Annotated in this window: 15 protein-coding genes; 5 read left to right on the top strand and 10 right to left on the bottom strand. The window is 66.0% G+C overall.

All coding sequences use genetic code 11. The annotated features are described in order from the left end of the window. Positions 1–46: 46 nt before the first annotated feature. Together FQK05_RS22850 and FQK05_RS22845 are read right to left on the bottom strand one after the other, a co-directional pair. Positions 47–2,137 carry a hydantoinase/oxoprolinase family protein gene (locus FQK05_RS22850; RefSeq protein ID WP_233270641.1) on the bottom strand — a complete coding sequence of 697 codons (2,091 nt, stop codon included), beginning with the start codon at positions 2,135–2,137 and terminating at the stop codon, positions 47–49. A 1-nt stretch (position 2,138) separates the two neighbouring features. Further along, a complete protein-coding gene (locus FQK05_RS22845; protein WP_158971324.1) occupies positions 2,139–3,764 on the bottom strand; it encodes a hydantoinase B/oxoprolinase family protein in 1,626 nt (541 codons plus the stop codon). A gap of 146 nt (positions 3,765–3,910) precedes the next feature. On the opposite strand from FQK05_RS22845, the gene FQK05_RS22840 reads away from it, so the two are divergent. Further along, positions 3,911–4,669: an IclR family transcriptional regulator gene (locus FQK05_RS22840; RefSeq protein WP_158971322.1), complete on the top strand. Its 759-nt coding sequence runs from the start codon at positions 3,911–3,913 to the stop codon at positions 4,667–4,669. Between the two features lie 11 nt (positions 4,670–4,680). Here FQK05_RS22840 and FQK05_RS22835 read toward each other — a convergent pair whose 3' ends face one another. The 6 genes from FQK05_RS22835 to dctP form a co-directional block, all read right to left on the bottom strand. Continuing rightward, positions 4,681–5,979, bottom strand: a complete 1,299-nt coding sequence (locus FQK05_RS22835) for an aminotransferase class III-fold pyridoxal phosphate-dependent enzyme (protein WP_158971320.1) — start codon at positions 5,977–5,979, stop codon at positions 4,681–4,683. Next, positions 5,976–7,598 (bottom strand): hydantoinase B/oxoprolinase family protein, encoded by a 1,623-nt coding sequence (locus FQK05_RS22830; RefSeq protein ID WP_158971318.1) that lies wholly within the window; start codon positions 7,596–7,598, stop codon positions 5,976–5,978. Before FQK05_RS22830 ends, FQK05_RS22835 begins: the two co-directional genes overlap by 4 nt. Further along, positions 7,595–9,601, bottom strand: a complete 2,007-nt coding sequence (locus FQK05_RS22825; RefSeq protein WP_158971316.1) for a hydantoinase/oxoprolinase family protein — start codon at positions 9,599–9,601, stop codon at positions 7,595–7,597. The genes FQK05_RS22830 and FQK05_RS22825 overlap by 4 nt, the downstream gene beginning before the upstream one ends. 27 nt (positions 9,602–9,628) lie before the next feature. Further along, a complete protein-coding gene (locus FQK05_RS22820; protein WP_158971314.1) occupies positions 9,629–10,945 on the bottom strand; it encodes a TRAP transporter large permease in 1,317 nt (438 codons plus the stop codon). Next, positions 10,942–11,457: a TRAP transporter small permease subunit gene (locus FQK05_RS22815; RefSeq protein ID WP_158971312.1), complete on the bottom strand. Its 516-nt coding sequence runs from the start codon at positions 11,455–11,457 to the stop codon at positions 10,942–10,944. The genes FQK05_RS22820 and FQK05_RS22815 overlap by 4 nt, the downstream gene beginning before the upstream one ends. A 66-nt stretch (positions 11,458–11,523) precedes the next feature. Beyond that, a complete protein-coding gene (gene dctP, locus FQK05_RS22810) occupies positions 11,524–12,543 on the bottom strand; it encodes a TRAP transporter substrate-binding protein DctP (RefSeq protein WP_158971310.1) in 1,020 nt (339 codons plus the stop codon). Between the two features lie 344 nt (positions 12,544–12,887). On the opposite strand from dctP, the gene FQK05_RS22805 reads away from it, so the two are divergent. From FQK05_RS22805 to FQK05_RS22790, 4 genes are all read left to right on the top strand, one after another. After that, a complete protein-coding gene (locus FQK05_RS22805; RefSeq protein ID WP_158971308.1) occupies positions 12,888–14,192 on the top strand; it encodes an aspartate aminotransferase family protein in 1,305 nt (434 codons plus the stop codon). A 252-nt stretch (positions 14,193–14,444) separates the two neighbouring features. After that, complete coding sequence (gene rocF / locus FQK05_RS22800) at positions 14,445–15,371, top strand: arginase (RefSeq protein ID WP_158971306.1); 927 nt, start codon at positions 14,445–14,447, stop codon at positions 15,369–15,371. Positions 15,372–15,378: 7 nt separating this feature from the next. Beyond that, entirely contained in the window at positions 15,379–16,449 is a 1,071-nt protein-coding gene (locus FQK05_RS22795; RefSeq protein ID WP_199252750.1) for an ornithine cyclodeaminase, read from the top strand. Between the two features lie 109 nt (positions 16,450–16,558). Then, positions 16,559–17,110: a phosphatase domain-containing putative toxin gene (locus FQK05_RS22790; protein WP_158971302.1), complete on the top strand. Its 552-nt coding sequence runs from the start codon at positions 16,559–16,561 to the stop codon at positions 17,108–17,110. A 379-nt stretch (positions 17,111–17,489) separates the two neighbouring features. Here FQK05_RS22790 and FQK05_RS22785 read toward each other — a convergent pair whose 3' ends face one another. Together FQK05_RS22785 and FQK05_RS22780 are read right to left on the bottom strand one after the other, a co-directional pair. Further along, a complete protein-coding gene (locus FQK05_RS22785; RefSeq protein ID WP_233270647.1) occupies positions 17,490–18,548 on the bottom strand; it encodes a helix-turn-helix domain-containing protein in 1,059 nt (352 codons plus the stop codon). A gap of 224 nt (positions 18,549–18,772) precedes the next feature. Then, the coding region (locus FQK05_RS22780; protein WP_158971298.1) for a ParB/RepB/Spo0J family partition protein at positions 18,773–19,621 on the bottom strand (849 nt) is incomplete at its 5' end.

Below are 19,621 nucleotides of genomic sequence, written 5' to 3'. Positions count from 1 at the left end.
CGGACAGGGCGCCCGATGCCGGGGGCGCGCACGGAACCGGGCGGCGTCAGCCGTCCTTGGCCGCCACGGCGATGTCCAGCCAGCCCTGCGGCGTCACCGCCGCATGGTCGCCCCGGTGAAGGATGACCGTGGTCGTCTCGGCCTCGACCAATGCCGGGCCTGCGATCCGGTGACCCGGCCCCAGCGTCTCCATCGCGTAAAGCGGCACGTCTTCCGGGGCACCGCCGGTAAAGACCCGGCGTTTGCCCATGGGTTCGGGCCGGGGGCCGGCAGCCTCCAGCGCTTCGGCCACCGCCCCGCGGGACACGCGGCCAACAAGCGCCACGCGGGCGTTCACCAGGTCGACCTCCTGATCGGGCGAGGCGAAAGTGTAAAGATCCTCGTGCCGCCTGTGGAACGCCTGCGCCACCGCGTCGACAAGGCCGGGCGCATCGAAATCGATATCGTCCAGCGGCACGTTCACTTCGAAGATCTGTTCGCCGTACCGCATTTCCGCCGACCGCTCGACGGTCAGCGTCCGGGGATCGACCCCGGGCATCCGCGCCCGCGCCTCTGCCTCCAGCGTCTCGAAGATCGCGCGCAGGGTATCGTCGGTCATCCCCTGCCCGTCCATGGGGCGGGAGCGCGAAACCTCGTAGCGCAGGTCGGAAGCCAGCATCCCCCAGGCCGACAGGACCGAGGCAATCGTGGGCACGACAACCCGCGACACGCCCATTTCGCGCGCGACCTCGACCGCATGCAGACCCGCCGCCCCACCGAAGCTGAGCAGCGTGAAATTCCGCGGATCGACGCCGCGGCGCAGAGTCATCAGCCGGATGCCGTCCGCCATCTTGACGTTGATCAGCCGGTGGATGCCCGCCGCCGTCTCGTTCACGCCCAGCCCCAGATCGGCGCCCAGCCTGGCCACCGCGGCTTCGGCCGCCGTCAGGTCCAACGTGCCCTTGCCGGCAAAGGCTGCAGGGTCCAGGTAGCCCAGGACGAGGTTCGCGTCCGTCACGGTCGCCTCGGTCCCGCCGCGCCCATAGCAGGCGGGCCCCGGCACCGCGCCCGCCGATTGGGGTCCGACGGTGAAACCGGTCCCGGGCCGGTTCATGGCGATGGACCCGCCCCCCGCCCCGATGGACAGGATGTCGTAGCAGCGCAGCGCGATCCGTTCGCCCGCCAACCCGCGTTCGGATGTCAGCGCGACCTCTCCGTCCGTGATCAGCGAGATTTCGGTGGACGTGCCCCCCATGTCGAAGGGAATGACATTATCCGCCCCGATCAGCCCGGCGCAGGCGCGGGCACCCGCGATGCCGCCTGCGGGGCCCGACAGGCAGGTGCCCGCGGCCAGGGCGATGGCATCCGCCACCTCGGTAATGCCGCCATGGGACAAGATGATGTAAAGCGGCCCGTCATAGCCTGCCCCGGTCAGCCGCCCCGTCAGCCGGTCCATGTAGCGCCGCACCACCGGGCCGATATAGGCGTTCACCAAGGTGGTGGAGAAGCGTTCGTATTCCTTGATCTGCGGCAGCACGGTCGACGAGACGGAGATGTACGCCTCCGGCATGATCTCGGCCACCAGTTCCGCCGCGCGGCGTTCATGGGCCGGGTTGCGATAGCTGTGCAGGAAGCAGATCGCGACGGACGTCACGCCGCGGGCCTTCAGCGCCTCGATCTCCGCCCTCAGCGCGGGTTCGTCCAACGGTTCGGCCACAGTCCCGTCCTGCCGCATCCGTTCGGGCACCGGGCGGCGCAGGTCACGGGGAACCAATGGCTCTGGCGGCGGCATCAGCAGGTTGTACCGGTCGGGCTTCAGCCCTTCCCGCATCTCGATGATGTCGCGGTGCCCTTCGGTGGTCAGCATCCCGGTCAGCGCGCCCTTACGCTCCAGCAGAGCATTGGTCGCGACCGTGGTGCCGTGGACGATCCGTTCGGTCCGGGCCATCAGGCTGGCCAGGTCGGTGTCCATCCGCCCGGCCAGCTTTTCCAGCCCTGCCAGCACGCCGATGGACTGGTCTTCGGGGGTCGAGGGGCTTTTCGCGATCACCGTGCGGCCGGCGGCGTCGATGGCGACGAAATCGGTGAAGGTGCCGCCGACATCGATGCCGATGCTGAGCGGGCCGGTGCTTTGGGTCAGGTCGGTCATGGTCGTCATCTCAGATCATCTCGCGATCTTCATCGCGCTTGCGGTCTTCGGGCGCGCGGCCGGCCGGATCGCCCCAGCCGCCACCGCCGGCGGACCGGACCTTGAACAGGCTGCCTTCGGGGACGGAGATGCCGAACTGTTTGGTCGCCAGCACCGTCTCGCCCTCGCCCGTCACCATCCGGTAATCGTGGGGCTTGCCGTCCTGTCCACCCGCGATCCCGGCAGATCCGTGGCGCGCGCCTTCGCCTGCCGTATGGGCATAGGCCGGAACCTCGATCCGCAAGTCCAGTTCGCCGCCCAGACCCCCGCGATGGGTGCCGTCACCACCGGAACCGGGGCGGAATTCGTGGCGTTCGAAGAACAGCGGGAACCGCGCCTCGGAGACTTCGACCGACCCGAACTTGATGCCGCCGACGGTGTGCCATTCGCCGGCACCGGACCAGCCGTCGCCCGCTGGCGAGGCGCCGCCACCGGGCCGCGCGTGGAACATGTGCCAGATGAAGGGCCGCCCGTTCCGCGGGTTCTGCCCGGTGAAGGAAATCCGGAACCGTCGCGACCAACCGCCCATGCAGCGTTCCGGGCAGGCGGTCTGCAGCGCGCGGACGATGGCCTCGACGATCTCGTTCGACGGGTGGGTCGTGGACAGGGTCACCGGCGCGCCTTCGTGCGGGTCGACGATGGTGCCCTTCTTCGTCGTGATGTCGATCAGGCGGAAGACGCCGTCGTTCTTGGGGATGTCCGCGTCGATCAGGTAGGCCAGCGCCATCGACACCGCCGCCTGTGTGTTGGCCTGGGACGAGTTGACGAAGCTTTCGGACTGCGCGTCGGACCGCGACAGGTCCACCTCGATCCGGCCGCCCGTCACGGTCACGCTGGCGCGGATCGCCACGTCCTGCCGGCCCCGTCCGTCATCGTCCAGATAGGCGGTCCCTTCATAGACCCCGTCCGGCCAACTTTCGATGATCGCGCGCGTCCGCGCCTCGGCCCCGTCCAGGATTTCCTCGATCGCCTCGCCCACCAGATCGGCGCTGAATTCACTGTAGAGCCGGTCCAGGCTACGGCGCCCCAGCCGCCCGGCGCCGATGATCGCGTCCAGATCGCCGCGGAATTCCCGCGGCAGGCGGACGTTCAGGGCAATCATCTCGACGACATCTTCCCGCATGACCCCGGCATCGGCCAGCTTCAGCGGCGGCAGGCGCAGGCCCTCGTGATAGATCTCGCGCGCGTCGGGGTTGTAGCCGCCATGGGTCGCACCGCCGATATCGCCGACATGGGCCCGCACGACCGTCCACAACCGCCGTTCACCTTCGGCAAAGACCGGGACAAAGATCGTGACGTCCGGCAGGTGGCTGCCGCCGTTGTAGGGATCGTTCAGCACGAAGACATCGCCTTCGGCCACGTCGTCGCCGAACCGCGCTTCCAGCGCGCGGACGGCGGCCGGCAACGCACCGACATGGACGGGGATATGGTCGGCCTGCGCGATCAGCCGGCACTGCCGGTCGACGATCCCCATGGAAAAGTCGCGGCTGGAATTCAGGATCTGGCTATAGGCCGTGCGCAACATCGCCTCGCCCATCTCTTCGACGATGGCGCTCATGCGGTGCTGGATGACGGCGCGAGTGATCGGGTCGATCATCGGATGTCCTTTCCGGGAACAAGGGCCCCCTGGCCTGCCGCAGACCGCCGCAAGGCCTTGACCTTTGTTTCCGGTTTCCGGAATAGGTTCCGGAAACCGAAACTTCCGACACTGGGCATGGCCGGGTCGGCGGAGGAGAACCCGTCATGGCAGGTCAGACCAGCAAGCCGCTGGAACGCTACTTCTCCACGCTGGAGCTGTTGGCCGAGGTGCCGGCGGGCATGACACTGGTCGATATCGCGGCGCGGCTGGACCTGCCGGGGGCCACGACCCACCGGGTGATCAATGCCCTGCTGGAGGCCGGTCTGGTCACCCGCGGCGTCAGCGACCGGCACTACGTGCTGGGCCCCCGCGCGCGGCGCTTCGGCACCGCGACCTTGTCGGGCACCACGCTGGAAGACCGGGTCGGCAACATCGTCGACAAGCTGTCCCGGAAGCTGGAACAGACCATCTTCATCGTCCGCTTGACCACGCACGAGGCCGAGACGATCCTGGTCCGCGAACCGGCCTCGGGCGAGGCGATCGTCCATCCCGGGCGCATCATGGCGCTGCACGCGGGTGCCACCGGCAAGGCGATCCTGGCCTACCAGACCGAAGCCGCGGTCGAGGATTTCCTGAAGACCCCCAGGCGCCGGTTCACTGCCGACACCAAGGTCAGCCGCGAGGATATCCTGGCCGAACTGTCGCTGGTCCGGGGCGAGCGTTTCGCCACCTGTGACAACGAGATGGATACCGGCGTTCTCAGCTATGCCACGCCCATCTTTGCCGCCGACGGATCCGTTTCGCTGGCGCTTGGCACCTGCGGGCTGAAATCGCGGTTTTCCAGCCCGGGGCGCGCCGAAGTGCGCGAGATGCTGATCGACAGCGCCGCCGAGATTTCCCGCCGCCTTGGCAACGCCGCCTGACCGCTGGTCCATCAGGCGGCCTCGTAAAGGGCGTCGGCGACCTCCAGCCCGGCTTCCAGTGCATCCAGGATCTGGTGGATTTCCGCTTCCGTCACGATCAGCGGCGGGGCCATGAAGATCTGGGTCTCCTCGCCGCTGGTGGCCAGCATCACGCCCTGTTCCGCCGCGCGGGCGACGACCTTGGTCGCCAGCGGCACGTCCGAGGTGTTGGCATAGAAGGTCCGCCAGTCGGGCCCGTGAAGCTCCACCGTCCAGTGAAGCCCGTTGCCGTCGATCCGCAGGACGCTGGGGTGGCGGGCGAAGATGTCGGCCATCCGTGCCTTCACCACCTTTTCCATCGCGCGGACATGGGCCAGCAGGTCCTCTTCCTTCAACGCCTTCAGATAGGCGCGGACGCAGGCCATGGTCACCGGGTGGCCGCGGAAGGTCGAGTAGTTCCGCCAGGACATGCCCTTGAGCCCATCCACCAGTTTCTGCGAGAAGATCACCGCGCCGACGGGCGACCCGCCGCCCGCCAGCCCCTTGCCCATCACGACGATATCGGGGCGTTCGCTTCCGGCCTGGAAAGTGAACATCTGGCCGAAGCGCCCCGCACCCGTCACGGTTTCATCCGCGATCCACAGCGACCCGGCCTGCCGGATCGCCCGCGCGGCGATGTCCTGGTATTCGGGGTCGTGGTAATATCCACCTTGCGTGTAGTCGATCACCGTGGCCGCCACGTCGGACAGCAGGTCGGCGGCACCGGCCAGCCGTTCGGCGGCCGTCTGGTTCGTGCCGGGATCGCCGAACTTGGCCCCCAGCGGCGCAGGCAGCTGGCGGACGGGGAAGGGTTCCGGCGCAGGTTTCGACGGCTGGTCCAGCACCGCCAGCCCGCCATGCCATTGCGGTTGCACCGTCACGCTGCGGGAAAGCCCGGCAAACCCGTGATAGGCGCGCTCCCGCGTGCCGATGGCCTGCCGTCCGGTGAAGGCCTGCGCAAAGCTCAGCGCCATGTCGTTGGCTTCGCTGGCGCTAAGGCAGAACCGCACGGCGCCGGCCCAGTCCTCGCCCTGGAAACAGGTCTCGAACAGTTCATCCCCGGCCTGTTCGCGTTCGATCCAGGGCCAGCCCTCGTTGATGACGGGCAGCTCGGCCGCATGGCGCAATGCCTCGATCATCTTCGGGTGCCGGTGGCCCAGCGGCCCGCCGGTGTTGGACCCGTCCAGCATCCAGCGCCCGTCTTCCAGATGGATCCTGGCGCCCTCGCCGCCGGTGACCCGGGGGGCGGGCTTGCCGCCTGCAATCAGGCTTGTCTGAAGCAGTCTGCTCATTTGTCGTCTCCTCCCGTTTCGGGTTTGCCATAGCCGCCGCCGCCCGAGGCGCGGACGGTCACCATGTCGCCGGAATGAATGCGCAGGTTGGCGCGGCCGGGCAGCGCGATTTCCGTGTCCTCGCCCGCGCGTTGCAGGATCATCGCGAAGGGCGCGCCGGGCTCGCCACCCTGCAGGCCATAGGGCGGGACGTCGCGGCGGTCGAACATCGTGGTCAGCGACACGTCGTCGACCCGCATGCGATAGGCGCGTTCCTGCCCCAACCCGCCGGGGTTCTTCCCGGCACCGCCCGAGCCCGGGCGCAGCCGCTGGAACACCACGTCGACGGGATATTCCGTCTCGATCACCTCGGCCGAGGTGTTCATGACATTCGCCATGTGCACCCGGATCACGTCGGCGCCCGGCCGGTCGGCCCGGCCGCCTTCGCCGCCGCCATGGGTTTCGTAAAGCGACACCCATTTCCCGTCCGGCCGCTGCGCGCCAAAGATCGCCAGACCTGCGGTGGTGGGCCCGCCGGCGGTCAGCCGTTCCGGCACGCAATGTTCCAGCGCCTTCAGCGCCGCGTCGGCGATCCGCTGGCAGGTTTCGTGGTTGCCGCCGACCACCGGCTTGTCGTCCCGCGCGTCGCAGATCGAGCCCGGCCGGGTGATCACCTTCACCGGCCGATAGCACCCGCCTGACGGCTGGATGTCCGGCCCGCAGACTGCCTTGGCCACGTAGTAGGCCGACGCCGCGGTGATGTAGCGGGTGGTGTTGATCGGCTCCGGCACGTGATCGTCCGAGCCCGAGTAGTCGAAAGTGATGCTGTCGTCCGTCACCTCGACCGTCACGCGGATCATGGCGCCGGGCGTGTTTTCGTCCGGACCATCCATCGCGTCTTCGCCTTCGTAGACACCGTTGGGCAGGTTCCGGATCGCGGCGCGCATCTGCCGTTCGGCGCCGTCGTGCAACGCGGCAAAGGCGGCCTCGACGAAGTCAGGCCCCCATTTGCGGAACATCTCCTGCAATTTCCGTTCGGCGGTGCGGGTGGCCGAGATCTGGGCCAGCACGTCGCCCCGGCAATCCTCGGGCGTGCGGACATTGGCCAGGACCAGTCCCAGCTTTTCCTCGTCCACGATGTCGTCGGCCACGACCCGGATCGGCGGGATCCGCAGGCCTTCCTGCCAGCAATCGGTGGCGGACGCGAAATAGCTGCCGGGCGCGCCGCCGCCGATATCGCCCCAATGGGCCAGACTGATGGCAAAGGCCCGGATCCGACCGCCGGCAAAGACGGGGCGGATGCATTTCACGTCGGGCAAGTGGTTTCCGCCGATGGACGGCAGGTTCAGCATCCAGACATCGCCGGGCCTCAGCCGATCTTTCGGGACCAGCTTCAGGAATTCGGGGACGGTGAAGCTCATCACGCCCATGTGCATCGGGATGTCCTGGCCTTGCGCGATCTGGGCACCGTTCGCATCGGCCAGGTTCGACGACAGGTCTCCCGCTTCCCGCAGCACCGGCGACCGGGCGGACCGCATTACGGTCAGCGACATCTCTTCCGCGATGGAGGACAGGCCGTTGCGGATGACCTCGACCATGAAGGGATCGACATGCGGGGCGATCTTGGACTCGGAACTCATTCTTCACGCACCTCGATATGGACATGACCGTGGCTGTCGGCATGGAAACGGTCGCCGGGCGGGATGACGATAGTGGACCATTCGTCCTCGACGATGGCAGGACCTTCCTGCACCTCGCCCGCGCACAGGGCAGCGCGTTCCAGGACCGGGGTGTCGACTGAACCGGTGCCCGGGAAATGGCAGGACCGCGTAGCGGGGGCGCCGGCGGCGGCTTCCTCCTGACCCGGGGCCGCGATGATCTTCTGGCGGGAATCTTCGGCCGTCGTGCGGATGGCCGAAAGCTCCCATTCCTCGTCGGTGGCGAAACCGAACAGGGTCTCGTGCATCGCCATGAACTGCCGGCCAAGGGCCTTGGGGTCGTCCAGAAGCGGATCGGCCACCGGCACCTCGTGGCTTTGCCCGCGATAACGAAGAAGGGCGACTTCGCCGATCCTGCAGTCCTCGGCCGCCTTGCCCGCGGCCTGCATCGGTTCGGTCACGGCTTGTTCCAGTTCCGCCCGGATGCGGGCGATGGTGTCGGCATCCCACTGATCGCTCGACATGTTGACGGTCCGCTGCTGGCTGAGGCTCATCTGCGACGCCACGCATCCCAGCGCGGAATAGCTGGAGGAATAGGCCGGGCAGACGACATTGCGGATACCGTAGTGGCGCGCGACGAAGGCCGCATGCATCGGCCCGCCGCCGCCATAGGCGATCAGCGTGCAGTCCCGCCCGTCGATGCCGCGTTCCACCGTCACCTTGTTCAGCGCCCGCGCCATGTTGGAATGGGCGACCTGCAGGATGCCCGACGCGGCGTCCTCGACACTCACGCCGACCTCTTGCGCGATGGGTTTCACGGCCGCTTCCGCAAGGCCACGGTCCAGCGTGATGGCATTGCCCAGCACCTTGCCGGGCGCCAGATAGCCCAACAGGATATTCGCATCGCTGATCGTGGGCTCCGTCCCGCCGCGGCCATAGCAGGCCGGGCCCGGCTGGGCGCCGGCACTGCGGGGGCCGACCTGCATCACGCCCTGGTCGATCCGCGCGATGGACCCGCCCCCTGCCCCGATGGAATGAACGGACACCATGGGCATCCGGATCCGCCGTTCGCCCAGTTCGCGGTCGGATGAAATCTCTGCCCGCCCGTCCAGAACAAGACAGCAATCCGTCGTCGTGCCGCCCATGTCGAAGGTCAGCGCGCGTTCGATGCCAAGGGTCTTCATCGTGGCGACCGTAGCGCTGACGCCGGCAGCGGGGCCGGACATCGCCAGAAGCAGCGGCTGCTGCGCGATGATCGGCGTGGCGGCCATGCCTCCAGAGGAATGGAAGAAGGTCAGGTTACTAGCGTCGGGCTTCTGTTCATCGATCCGGCGCAGATAGCCATCGACCCGTCCGATCACCGCCGCCGACAGGATCGTCGTGTTCGACCGTTCGTATTCGCGGATTTCCGGGCTGATCTCGTGGCTGAGGCAGACATGATCGACCACCTCGCGCAGCGCCTCGCCCAGCTGCAATTCATGCACCGGATTGCGGTAACCGTGCAGCAGGCAGACCGCGACGGCACGCACCCCGCTGGCCTTCACGTCCACCACGACCCGGGCGATCTCCGCCTCTGTCAGCGGCGTGACAACGGCGCCGGTATGGTCCACGCGCTCTGCCACCTCGAACCGGCGCTCGGCGGGGACAAGGGGCGGCTGCTTCGGCAGGCGGTCCATGTGATAGATGTGCTTGCGGCGCACCCGCCCGATGGCGATCGTGTCGCCGAAACCCAGCGTGGAAATCAGCGCCACCCGGTCGATGCGGTTTTCCACGATGGCATTGGTCACCATGGTCGTGCCGTGGGTCAGGTCGTCGACCTCCTCCCACTTAAGCCCCACGGCGCCGATGGCCCCCACCAGCGCGGTGATCGGGTCGTCGTAGTGAGAGGGCACCTTGCCCGACCTGATCTCTCCGGTCGCGGGATTGGAGGCGACGACATCGGTGAACGTGCCCCCAATGTCGATGCCGAGCTGCCAGTCGCTCATGTCTTGGTCCTTCTGAGATTGGATCCGCTAGCGGAACAGCTGATCGGGCAGCCAATTCACGATGCCGGGGAAGATCATGCAAAGCGCGATGGCGATCAACATCAGCCCCAGGAACGGCACGACCGAGCGGTAGATGTCGACCATCCTGACCGACTTCGGCGCCACGGCGCGGATATAGAACAGGTTGTATCCGAAGGGCGGGCTGAGAAAGCCCATCTCCATGTTGATGATGTAGAGGACGCCGAACCACACCGGGTCGAACCCCAGCGCCTTGGCAATCGGCAGGAAGATCGGCGCGGTGATCAGGATGATGCCGGTGCTGTCCAGCACCATGCCCATCAGAAGAAGCGTCAGCTGCATGCAGATCAGGACGACCCAGGGATTGGCGTCCAGCCCCAGCACGGCCTGTTCGATCACGCGGGCAGCGCCCATGGCGGTATAGAAGTTGGCAAGCGCCGACGCGCCGATGATGATCCAGAAGATCATGCAGGACAGCGTCAGGGTTTCTTCCAGCGCCTCACCCATGACCTTGCCGTTCATCTGGCCCCGAAGGGCGGCCAGGATCATGGCGCCGGCGGCCCCCACGGCCGCGGATTCCGAGATGCTGGCGAAACCGCCAAGGATCGATCCCAGCACCAGCACGATCAGCACGAAGGGCAGGATGATGCCGCGCAGCGCCTTCAGCTTGCTGGGCCGCGGCGCGCCCGTGTCCTCGGGCATGCCGCCCACGGTTTCGGGCCAACGCCAGCCGCAATAAAGGATGTAGATGCAGAACATCCCCGCGATCAGCAGCCCCGGCCCCACGCCGCCCGCGTAAAGCTGGCCGATGGAGGTGCCGGTGACGAGCCCGTAGACGATCATGGTGATCGACGGCGGGATCAAGATGCCCAGCGACCCGCCGGCCGCGACCGACCCGACGGCCAGCCCCTTGGAATAGCCGCGTTCCAGCATGGCCGGAATGGCGATCACACCCATGGCGATGGTCGCCGCCCCGCTGATCCCGGCCATGGCGGCGAAGATCGTGCAGATGACGATGGTGCCGACGGCCAGCCCGCCGCGCAGGCGCCCGAACAGCACCTGCATCGTGTCGTACATGTCTTCCGCGATCTTCGATCTTTGCAGGACCGAGGCCATGAGGACAAAAAGCGGTACCGCCAGGTATTCGAAGCTGGATGCGACGGCGAAGGACCGGACGGGCAGAAGGTTGATCGCGGCGTCCGACCAGAAGAAATGGATGAAGACGACGGTCAGGCCGCCCAGGGCGATGGCAATCGGCACACCAAGGCCCAGGACCACGATCATCGACCCGAACAGAAGGATCGTCAGAAGCGCCTGATCGGTCATCGGGCAGTTTCCGACTTTGCGGTGCGGACATCCTGCCACAGCTTCAGCACGTGGGAAATCCAGGCAAGCCCCAGAAGGGCCGACCCCAGCGGCACCAGCGCCTTGGCAACCCAGACCGGCCCGTTCCACGAACCCGTGGCCGAGATTTCGCCGGTGTTGAAGGATTTCATGGCGAAATTGGTGCCCAGCCAGATCATCGCGTACAGGAAGCAGACCATCAGCGCGGTGGTCACAAAGGTGTCCAGCAGCGCCTTGGCCAGCGGACTGTAATGTTCATGGGCGGCATCGACGCGGACGAACTTGCCCCACAGAAGCGTCGGCGGCCCCCCCAGAAAGACCATCGCGACCAGCAGCCACGAGGCCAGATCCTCCACGAAAGTCAGCGACCGGCCGACAATCGCCCGATGGCCGATCTCGGCCAGGATCAGGACAAGGATCACCGGCACGAACAGCATGGCCAGCCGGCCCAGCACGGTCATGATGGTGTCGATTATTCGGATTATCGCGGTCATCGGTCTCTCGTGGTCAGGAAAGGGGGTCGCCCGGCTTGGGCGACCCCGCAGTCTTGGGCGCAGGCGTCAGCGGCCCAGCTTGGCCATGTAGTCCTGCAGCATCTGGACGGCCTGTGCGGTCAGTTCGTCCTGTTCGGCATAGGCCATCCACAGGTCCTTGGCCTTGGCTTCCATCTCGGTCCACTCAGCGTCGGGAATGGTGGTCACCTCGACCCCCGCTTCCTTCATCGCGGCCAGGGCGGCGGCATCGTTCAGCGCGGTCAGCGACAGGTACTTGAACGACGACAGCTTGGCCGCGTCCTCGATGATCGCCTTCAGGTCGTCCGGCAGTCCGTTCCAGACGTCCAGGTTCATGGCGAAGAAGTTGTTCGGCACCGGCATCGGCGAGTTGGCAAGGTAGTACTTGGCGACCTCGTGATAGGAACTCTTGTAGTTGCCGGCCGGGCTGGACCAGCGCGCCGCGTCCAGGGCGCCGGTGGCCAACGCGGTATAGATCTCGCTGCCGCCCATGAAGACGGGCGAAGCACCCAGCGAGGAAAACCATTCCGCTTCCAGGCCGAAGGTCCGGATCTTCAGGCCCTCGAAATCCGCGGCTGAGGTGATCGGTTCCTTCGACATGATGTCCCAGGACGACGACAGCTGCGGCGCGACATAGAAGACGCCTTGCGTTTCGAACGCCTCGCGCACCAGGTCGATGAAGCCTTCTTCGTAGAAGAACGTGTACCGTTCCAGCGGCGTGCGCAGCGATCCGGGCACGCCGGTTTCCAGGTTCGCGATCGGGCCCATCTTGCCGGCGAAATAGCCGCCCGTCAGCACGGCCATGTCGGCGATGCCCAAGCTGACCGATTCCAGACCGTCGGCCAGCGGGAACAGCGCGCCGCCCGGGAACATCTCGATCTCGATCCGGCCGCCGCTCATCTTCTCGACATTGGCGGCGAAATCCTCGGCCGCGATATAGCCCGGCTCGCCCGGATTCAGGTTCGACTGCATCTTCCAGTTATAGTCGGCCGCCATGGCGATGGTCGCCGATCCGGCCAGGGCCAGCACCGCGGCAGAGAAGCCGGACAGGTTGCGCATCAGGGTCATTCTGGTCTCCGTTTCTTCATGTCTGGGCCCCGCCGACAGGGACGGCCCCGGTGGTCTGTCGATGCGGAAAATTCCGTTTATCGGAATACAATTCCTATTTTCGAGATTACGACTTCGGTGCAATCTGTCAAATATCACGGAACGAATCTTCCGATCGCCGGCCTGAAGACGAGGGGATTGATGATAAAATGAGCATTCGATTGGATTGCACTCTCCCTACCCGGTCCCTGCGCAAGGCAGGCCTTCACATACTAAATAACTGTAATAAAACGACTTTCATCGGAACCTCCGATGATTCTGCCGCTTTGCCCGCCCAGTACCGTTTCCCGAAAGGACGATGATCCATGACTGACGCCCCGAATTCCCAGGCTCTCTATGAGCGCGCCAAGAAGGTCATGCCGGCGGGGAACACCCGTCACACGGTTTATCGTCAGCCTTACCAAGTCTATGCCGCCAAGGGCGACGGATGCCGGATCACCGATGTCGACGGCACGGTGCGGATCGACGCGACCGGCAACTTCACCTCTCTGATCCACGGCTATGGCAATCCGCGCATCCGCGAGGCCGCGATACGCCAGATCGAGCTGGGCACCTGCTTTGGCATGCCCACCCCGGGCGAAGTCACGTTGTCCGAAATGCTGGTGGAACGCCTGCCGGCGGTGGAACAGGTCCGCTACTGCAATTCCGGCACCGAGGCGGTGATGAACGCGATCAAGGTCGCGCGGGCGTATACGGGCCGTCGGATGATCGCCAAGGTCGAGGGCGCCTATCACGGCACCTATGACCCGGCCGAAACCAGCCAGGATGCCAGCCCCGACAGCTGGGGCGATCCGGATGCACCGACGCCGGTCGCCACCGCCCGCGGCACGCCGCAGGGCGTGCTGGACGATGTCGCAATCATTCCCTTCAACGATATCGAACGCGCCGAACGCATCCTGCGCGCCAAGGGCAACGATCTGGCCGCCGTGCTGGTCGACGTGATGCCGAACCGGGCCGGGCTGGTGCCCGCCAGCGACGCGTTCCTGGCGATGCTGCGCCGCGTGACGAAAGAGATGGGCGCGCTTCTTATCCTGGACGAGGTCATCACGTTCCGCCTGGGCTATCACGGGGCGCAGGGCCGTTTCGGTGTCGATCCCGACCTGACCGCCCTTGGCAAGGTCATCGGCGGCGGCTTCGCGGTGGGCGCCATCGCCGGCAAGGCGGACTATATGTCCGTCTACGATCCTTCGGGTGGCAAGGCCGCGGTCCAGCATGGCGGCACCTTCAGCGCCAACCCCGTGACCATGATGGCCGGCATCGCCGCCCTGGAAGAATTGACGCCCGCGTCGTTCGAGCATCTGGAGTCCCTGGGCGACCGTTTTGCCGCAGGCGCCACGGCCTGTTTCCAGCGCCACGGGATCAAGGCGCAGGTGACGGGGCTGGGCTCTCTCCGCCGGATCCACATGACCGACGCGCCGCTGTCGGATTTCCGGTCGCTGTTTGCCAACCCGGATGCGGTGAAACATGTCGGCGCCCTGGCCCGCGCCGTATTCGACGAAGGCGTGCTGATGGCGGCCAACGGGCTGATGGCGTTTTCGACCCCCATGACCGATGCCGATATCGACGAGATCCTGACCGCATTCGACCGCGCCCTGCCCCGGCTGGGATAAGATCTCCGGGCAGGACCGGAACGGCGTCGCCATGGCCTGCATGACCCGCGTAATGGGCTTTGCCAAGCGCGGCGACGACTGCGTAGTATTCGTGGACGTGGGCGATAAGGTACAGGGGGCGCCGCCCCAGGCGTTCTTTGCTGTACCGAAATTCCCGCGGACCCGGAACTTTCCTGCCCGGGCCCATTTCGACTGACACCGCGACAGATGCCGGGCCGTTCAGGTGACGGCCCGAGCCGGAAAGGCCATTCGATGCAAGGCAAGACATGTATCCTGATCGGTGCGCCGGTCGACAGCGGCAAGCGGCGCCGGGGCTGCATCATGGGACCCGACGCCTATCGGACCGCCGACCTGGCCGAGGCGCTGCGGGACCTGGGCCATACGGTCATCGACCGCGGCAACCTTGCCCCCGAACCGGCCGAGGCGACGGGCTTTGCCGATCACGTCCATGCACCGGCCGAAACCATCGGCTGGACCCTGACGCTGACCCGCGCGGCAGAAGACGCGATGGCAGAAGGCCTGCCGATCTTCATGGGCGGGGATCACAGCCTGTCGCTGGGGACGGTCAGCGGCGTGGCCCGCCATGCCCGGGCCACGGGCCGTCCGCAATTCGTGCTGTGGCTGGATGCGCATTCCGATTTCCATACGCCCCGCACTTCGACCTCTGGCAACCTGCACGGCACGCCGCTGGCCTATGTCACCGGCCGCGACGGGTTCGATGCCTTCCCGCCCCTGACGGCCGCGGTGCCCGAGGAGAACATCTGCATCATCGGCCTGCGGTCGGTCGACCCCCAGGAACGCAGCGCGCTGGCCGAAACACGCATCCTTTGCCACGACATGCGAGAGATCGACGAACACGGCATCGGCCGCCCCCTCGCCCGCTTCCTGGACAAGGTGGCGGCGGCCGGCGGAGCGCTGCACGTGTCGCTGGATGTCGATTTCCTCGACCCGTCGGTCGCGCCGGCCGTGGGCACCACCGTTCCCGGCGGCGCCACGGTGCGCGAGGCGCATCTGGTCATGGAAATGCTGGACGACAGCGGCCTCATGACCTCGCTCGACCTGGTCGAGCTGAACCCCTTCCTCGATGAACGCGGACGGACGGCACAGGTCATGGTGGACCTTGCCGCCTCCTCCCTTGGACGCAAGGTCTTCGACCGTGCGACGCGCGCCTATGTCTGAGATTACCATGTCCCCCGATGAACAGGCCCCCGGCGAAAAGGCCCTTGTCCCCTTCGTCTCGGTCGAGAACATGATGGCGCTGGTCCATCGGATCGGCCTTGAACCCATGCTGACGGGCCTTGCCGACGCCATCGAGGCCGACTTCTTGCGCTGGCCCAGCTTCGACAAGACCCCGCGGGTCGCGTCGCATTCTGCGGGCGGCGTGATCGAGCTGATGCCGACCTCGGACGGCAGCCTGTACGGGTTCAAATACGTGAATGGCCATCCCGGCAATGCCAGGGCGGGGCTTCAGACCGTCACGGCCTTTGGGCTGCTGGCCGATGTCGCCTCGGGCTATCCGGTCTTCCTGTCCGAGATGACCTTGCTGACCGCGCTTCGCACCGCCGCGATGTCGGCGCTTGCCGCCAAACACCTGGCACCGAAGTCGGCCACGACCATGGCGATGATCGGCAATGGCGCGCAATCCGAATTCCAAAGCCTGGCGTTCAAGGCGATCTGTGGCATCGACACGGTGCGCCTTTACGACGTGGACCCGAGGGCGACGGCGAAGGCCGCGCGGAACCTTGCAGGATCAGGCCTGACCGTGCTGTCCTGCGGATCGGCGGAAGAGGCGATCGAAGGCGCGCAGATCATCACCACCTGCACCGCCGACAAGCAGTACGCGACGATCCTGAACGACAACATGGTCGGGACCGGCATCCACATCAACGCCATCGGCGGCGATTGCCCGGGCAAGACGGAACTGCACCCCGACATCCTGAGGCGGTCCGACATCTTCGTCGAGTTCCCGCCCCAGACGCGGGTCGAAGGCGAGATCCAGCAGCTGGACCCCGACCACCCGGTGACCGAACTGTGGCAGGTCTTCGCCGGCACGGTCCCCGGTCGCACCGGCCCCGACCGCATCACCCTGTTCGACAGCGTGGGCTTCGCGATCGAGGACTTTTCCGCCTTGCGCTTCGTTTTCGACAAGGTGCGCGAGACCGGACTTTTCGTCGATCTGGATCTTCTGGCCGATCCGGACGATCCCCGCGACCTGTTCGGGATGCTGCAACGCGCGGCCCCGGCGAACGGCCGTTAACCCCCCTGCCCCGGTCCTGGTGCCGAAAACAGGTTCGGCTGTCATTGGGGCAGCGGCAAGAATACGTATATTACGTATATATGGGCAACAGCGCCCAGAGGATCGGTGCATGAGCGATGTTTCGGAACTGACTGCCCCCCTGATAAGCCGTGTCCGGATGCCGGATAGGGGCCTGAACCTTGTCCTGCTGTCCTGTCCGGGGATCCGGTACGCGGGCCAGAAGAAGATCGCGAGCCGGGATTTCCTGACCAGGGACGTGCAGGCGCTGGTCGACCGCGATGTGGGGATGCTGATCTGCTGTCTGACCGATACCGAACTGCCTTTGGCCAGCGACGACTTTGCCGCGACCTATGCGGCGGCCGGCATCGACTGGAGGCGCGTGCCGATCCCGGACATGAGCCCTCCGCCCGCCGATACCGAAGACCTCTTGGACCAGATCTTCGCCACCGCGCGCGGCGTGATGGCCCGCGGTCATGCCGTGGCCATCCATTGCATGGCCGGCTTGGGCCGGACCGGCACCGTCGCGGCCCGGCTGATCATCGACTTCGGCATGAACCCCGCCGAGGCCATTGAATTCGTGCGCGCCTCGCACAGCCGAGCGGCCATCGAAACCTCGGAGCAGGAGCTCTACCTGATGTCCGGCAGGGCCGGGCGCCGCTGAACTCGCACGGCCGTCGTGGATGCCTTAACGTGGCTGGTCTTACGGGCTGAGGCGTGTCCCTGATAGCACAAGAGGATTTGGGGCATCGCAGGGTGTTCCACGCATCCTCAACACCATGAAACCCGAGGACGAACAAAACCTGGCGCTTTGTTCCGTCTTTGACCGAATTCGGCCTTGGTCGTTCGCCCGGTTTCCCGACGACGGTGACGATACAGCATTGCAAGGTCGCAATGACAGGGAAAACTTCGCCGTTGAGGCCCTGCCTCTGTTATCGGCTGCCGAACAATTGCAGTTTCGGCCCAGATCGTGTCGCCGCCTGTCAGGTCCGACAATTATGACCGCGGTCATAATTGGTCCGCCACAAGGTCTATGTCCGCGGTCATAACGCCCCTGACCTGTTCTGGGCATAGGCTAACAAGTATCCGTTCGGATTTCTGATCTGGCAGATCTTGGCCGCGATCGTGTTCAATGCGGACAACAGACGCCGCGGTCCAAGGGCTGCCAATACCTGCCTGACGGTCCCCTCCCGGATCCCCACAAATCCCGAAAAATCCAAAATGATCCTCTGAACCTCCACTTCAGTTCTTGGTGTATCGGGAAAAAAGGCGGCGATTTCGGCATAGTCGGACCACACCGCCGGTGACAGGGCGCCAGCATCGGAAGAGGCCTTGTATATTTCTTTTCTTTTGGAGTCAGAGTGCCGGTCGATTTGACCGGCATCGGCGGACGAAATGTCCGGCAGCGCGGGAACTGTTCCCGGCTCACTTGCAGCGGGCGTTGCATGTTCCTGACCGGCAGAGGTCGCGGCAAGAAGCTGTTCCTCGGCCTCCAGAAGCTCTGCCATGCCGGCCGAGGCGCGGCGCAGAAGGTTGCGGAGCCGTACTGCAAGCGTGGCCAGATCGCCTGTCAGCTCTGGTCCAGCCGCGCGCTTGACCGCGGACAGACGCGCGCTCAGCCGGGACCGTTGCGCCTCCAGCCGGCAGGTGCGGTCGCGCGCTTCGTCCCGCAGGGCGACCAGTTCGTCATGGCGCAGGAACAGGGGGCGCAGGTCGATGCCATAGGCTTCTACCACCTCGCCCCGGGCGTTGCGGACGGGGTAGCGGCGGCCATTGCCGCTGAGGTGCCGTGTTACGAAGCCCAGTTCTTCCAGCCGCGCCTCGCCGCGTCGAAAGCGCCGTTCGTCCATGCAATTCGCCCGACCCAGCATGCCCGCGACCTGGGCATAGGACACCAGCAGGCCGTCGGCCCGTACCGGTCCCTTGGGCAGGACACTCAGATGGGCGGCCAGCACCGCGATCTCGCGTTCGCCCAGGCCGGTCTGGCGGGACGTGTCCTTGACCAGTTGCAGGACCTCCCAGCGGTCCAGCACGAAATGGCCGGGCCGGGGACGTCCGGACAAGGGGTCCCCGATCTCCGGCGTGAATGACGCCGCAGGCATGTGCTTCATGTGCGTTTCAGACGGCAACAGAAGACCGTTCACTGCAGAACAGTGTTGAACCAGGTCGGCGCTCAGGGTATCAGGAAGGTGCTAAACATCTTGAAGGCCCTTCAGAGCTTCGGCTTTGGGGGGTCTTTTTTTGCCTCTCGTCTGCTCCCTTTCCTATGGGTTTCTGTCTGTCCGGCCCGCCTCGTGGACCGGTGGTTGCCGCGATTTGCCCGCGGTCAGGTCTTGGTCTTGTCGAATTCTTCCAGCAGGTCCGGCAGCCGGTCCTGAAGGAAGTCCAGAAGGCCGTCCGGCGTGTCCGGGCCGGCCTTCAATGTCAGCGTGTTCGCCTTGCGCGCTGCCTTCAGGCCCCGGCCCAGATCCTTTGCCTTGGGGGCAGGGGCCGCCCTGGACGCGGTAGTCCGCGCGGCCCGGCGTTCCATCAGGTCCAGCATCGCCTCGAACCGTTCGGTGCTTTCGGGCAGGGCAGGGACCTCCGCCGCCAGGGCCGCCAGCTTGGCGCCGCTGTCGGTGGCAAGCTTCTGCAGTCGCTCCCATTTCCGCCGCCCGACACCGCGCGCGGGGCCGATGGCCAGCACGAGGTCTTCGCCAAGGCCGGTATAGATCGACTTCATCCGGCTGATCATCGTCTGGTCGACGCCCAGGAACTTTTCGACCTGTACCTGGGTAAAGCCCGTTTCCAGCGCGGAAATGATGGTCCGCGCCCGTTCGATGAATGATGTTTCCAGCCGCGCGTTGTTTTCGACGCCCTGTGCGATGAACGCCTCTTCGTCGCTCATGCGGCGGACGAAGGCCTGGATATGGTCGCGGCCGATTTCCTTGGTCGCCTGCAGGCGGCGCCGGCCGGTGACGATCTCGAACCTTTCGCCGTCGTCCTTGGGCCGGACCAGGATCGGGATCTGCTGACCTTCCTCTGCCAGGCTGCGCTTCAGCGCCTCCAGGTTCTCGGTCACGTCGATGCGGTCGCGGATCGGCGAGGGGTCGATCAGGCCGACCGGCACCATCCGGAACATCCGGGTTTCCGCTGCCGCCGACTGCTGTGCCTTGTCGAGGCTCGCGGCGCCCTT

Origin of the sequence: Chachezhania sediminis (assembly GCF_009765275.1) — a bacterium.
Taxonomy (GTDB): Bacteria; Pseudomonadota; Alphaproteobacteria; order Rhodobacterales; family Rhodobacteraceae; genus Chachezhania; species Chachezhania sediminis.
This window is presented reverse-complemented; position numbering and strand designations above follow the sequence as displayed.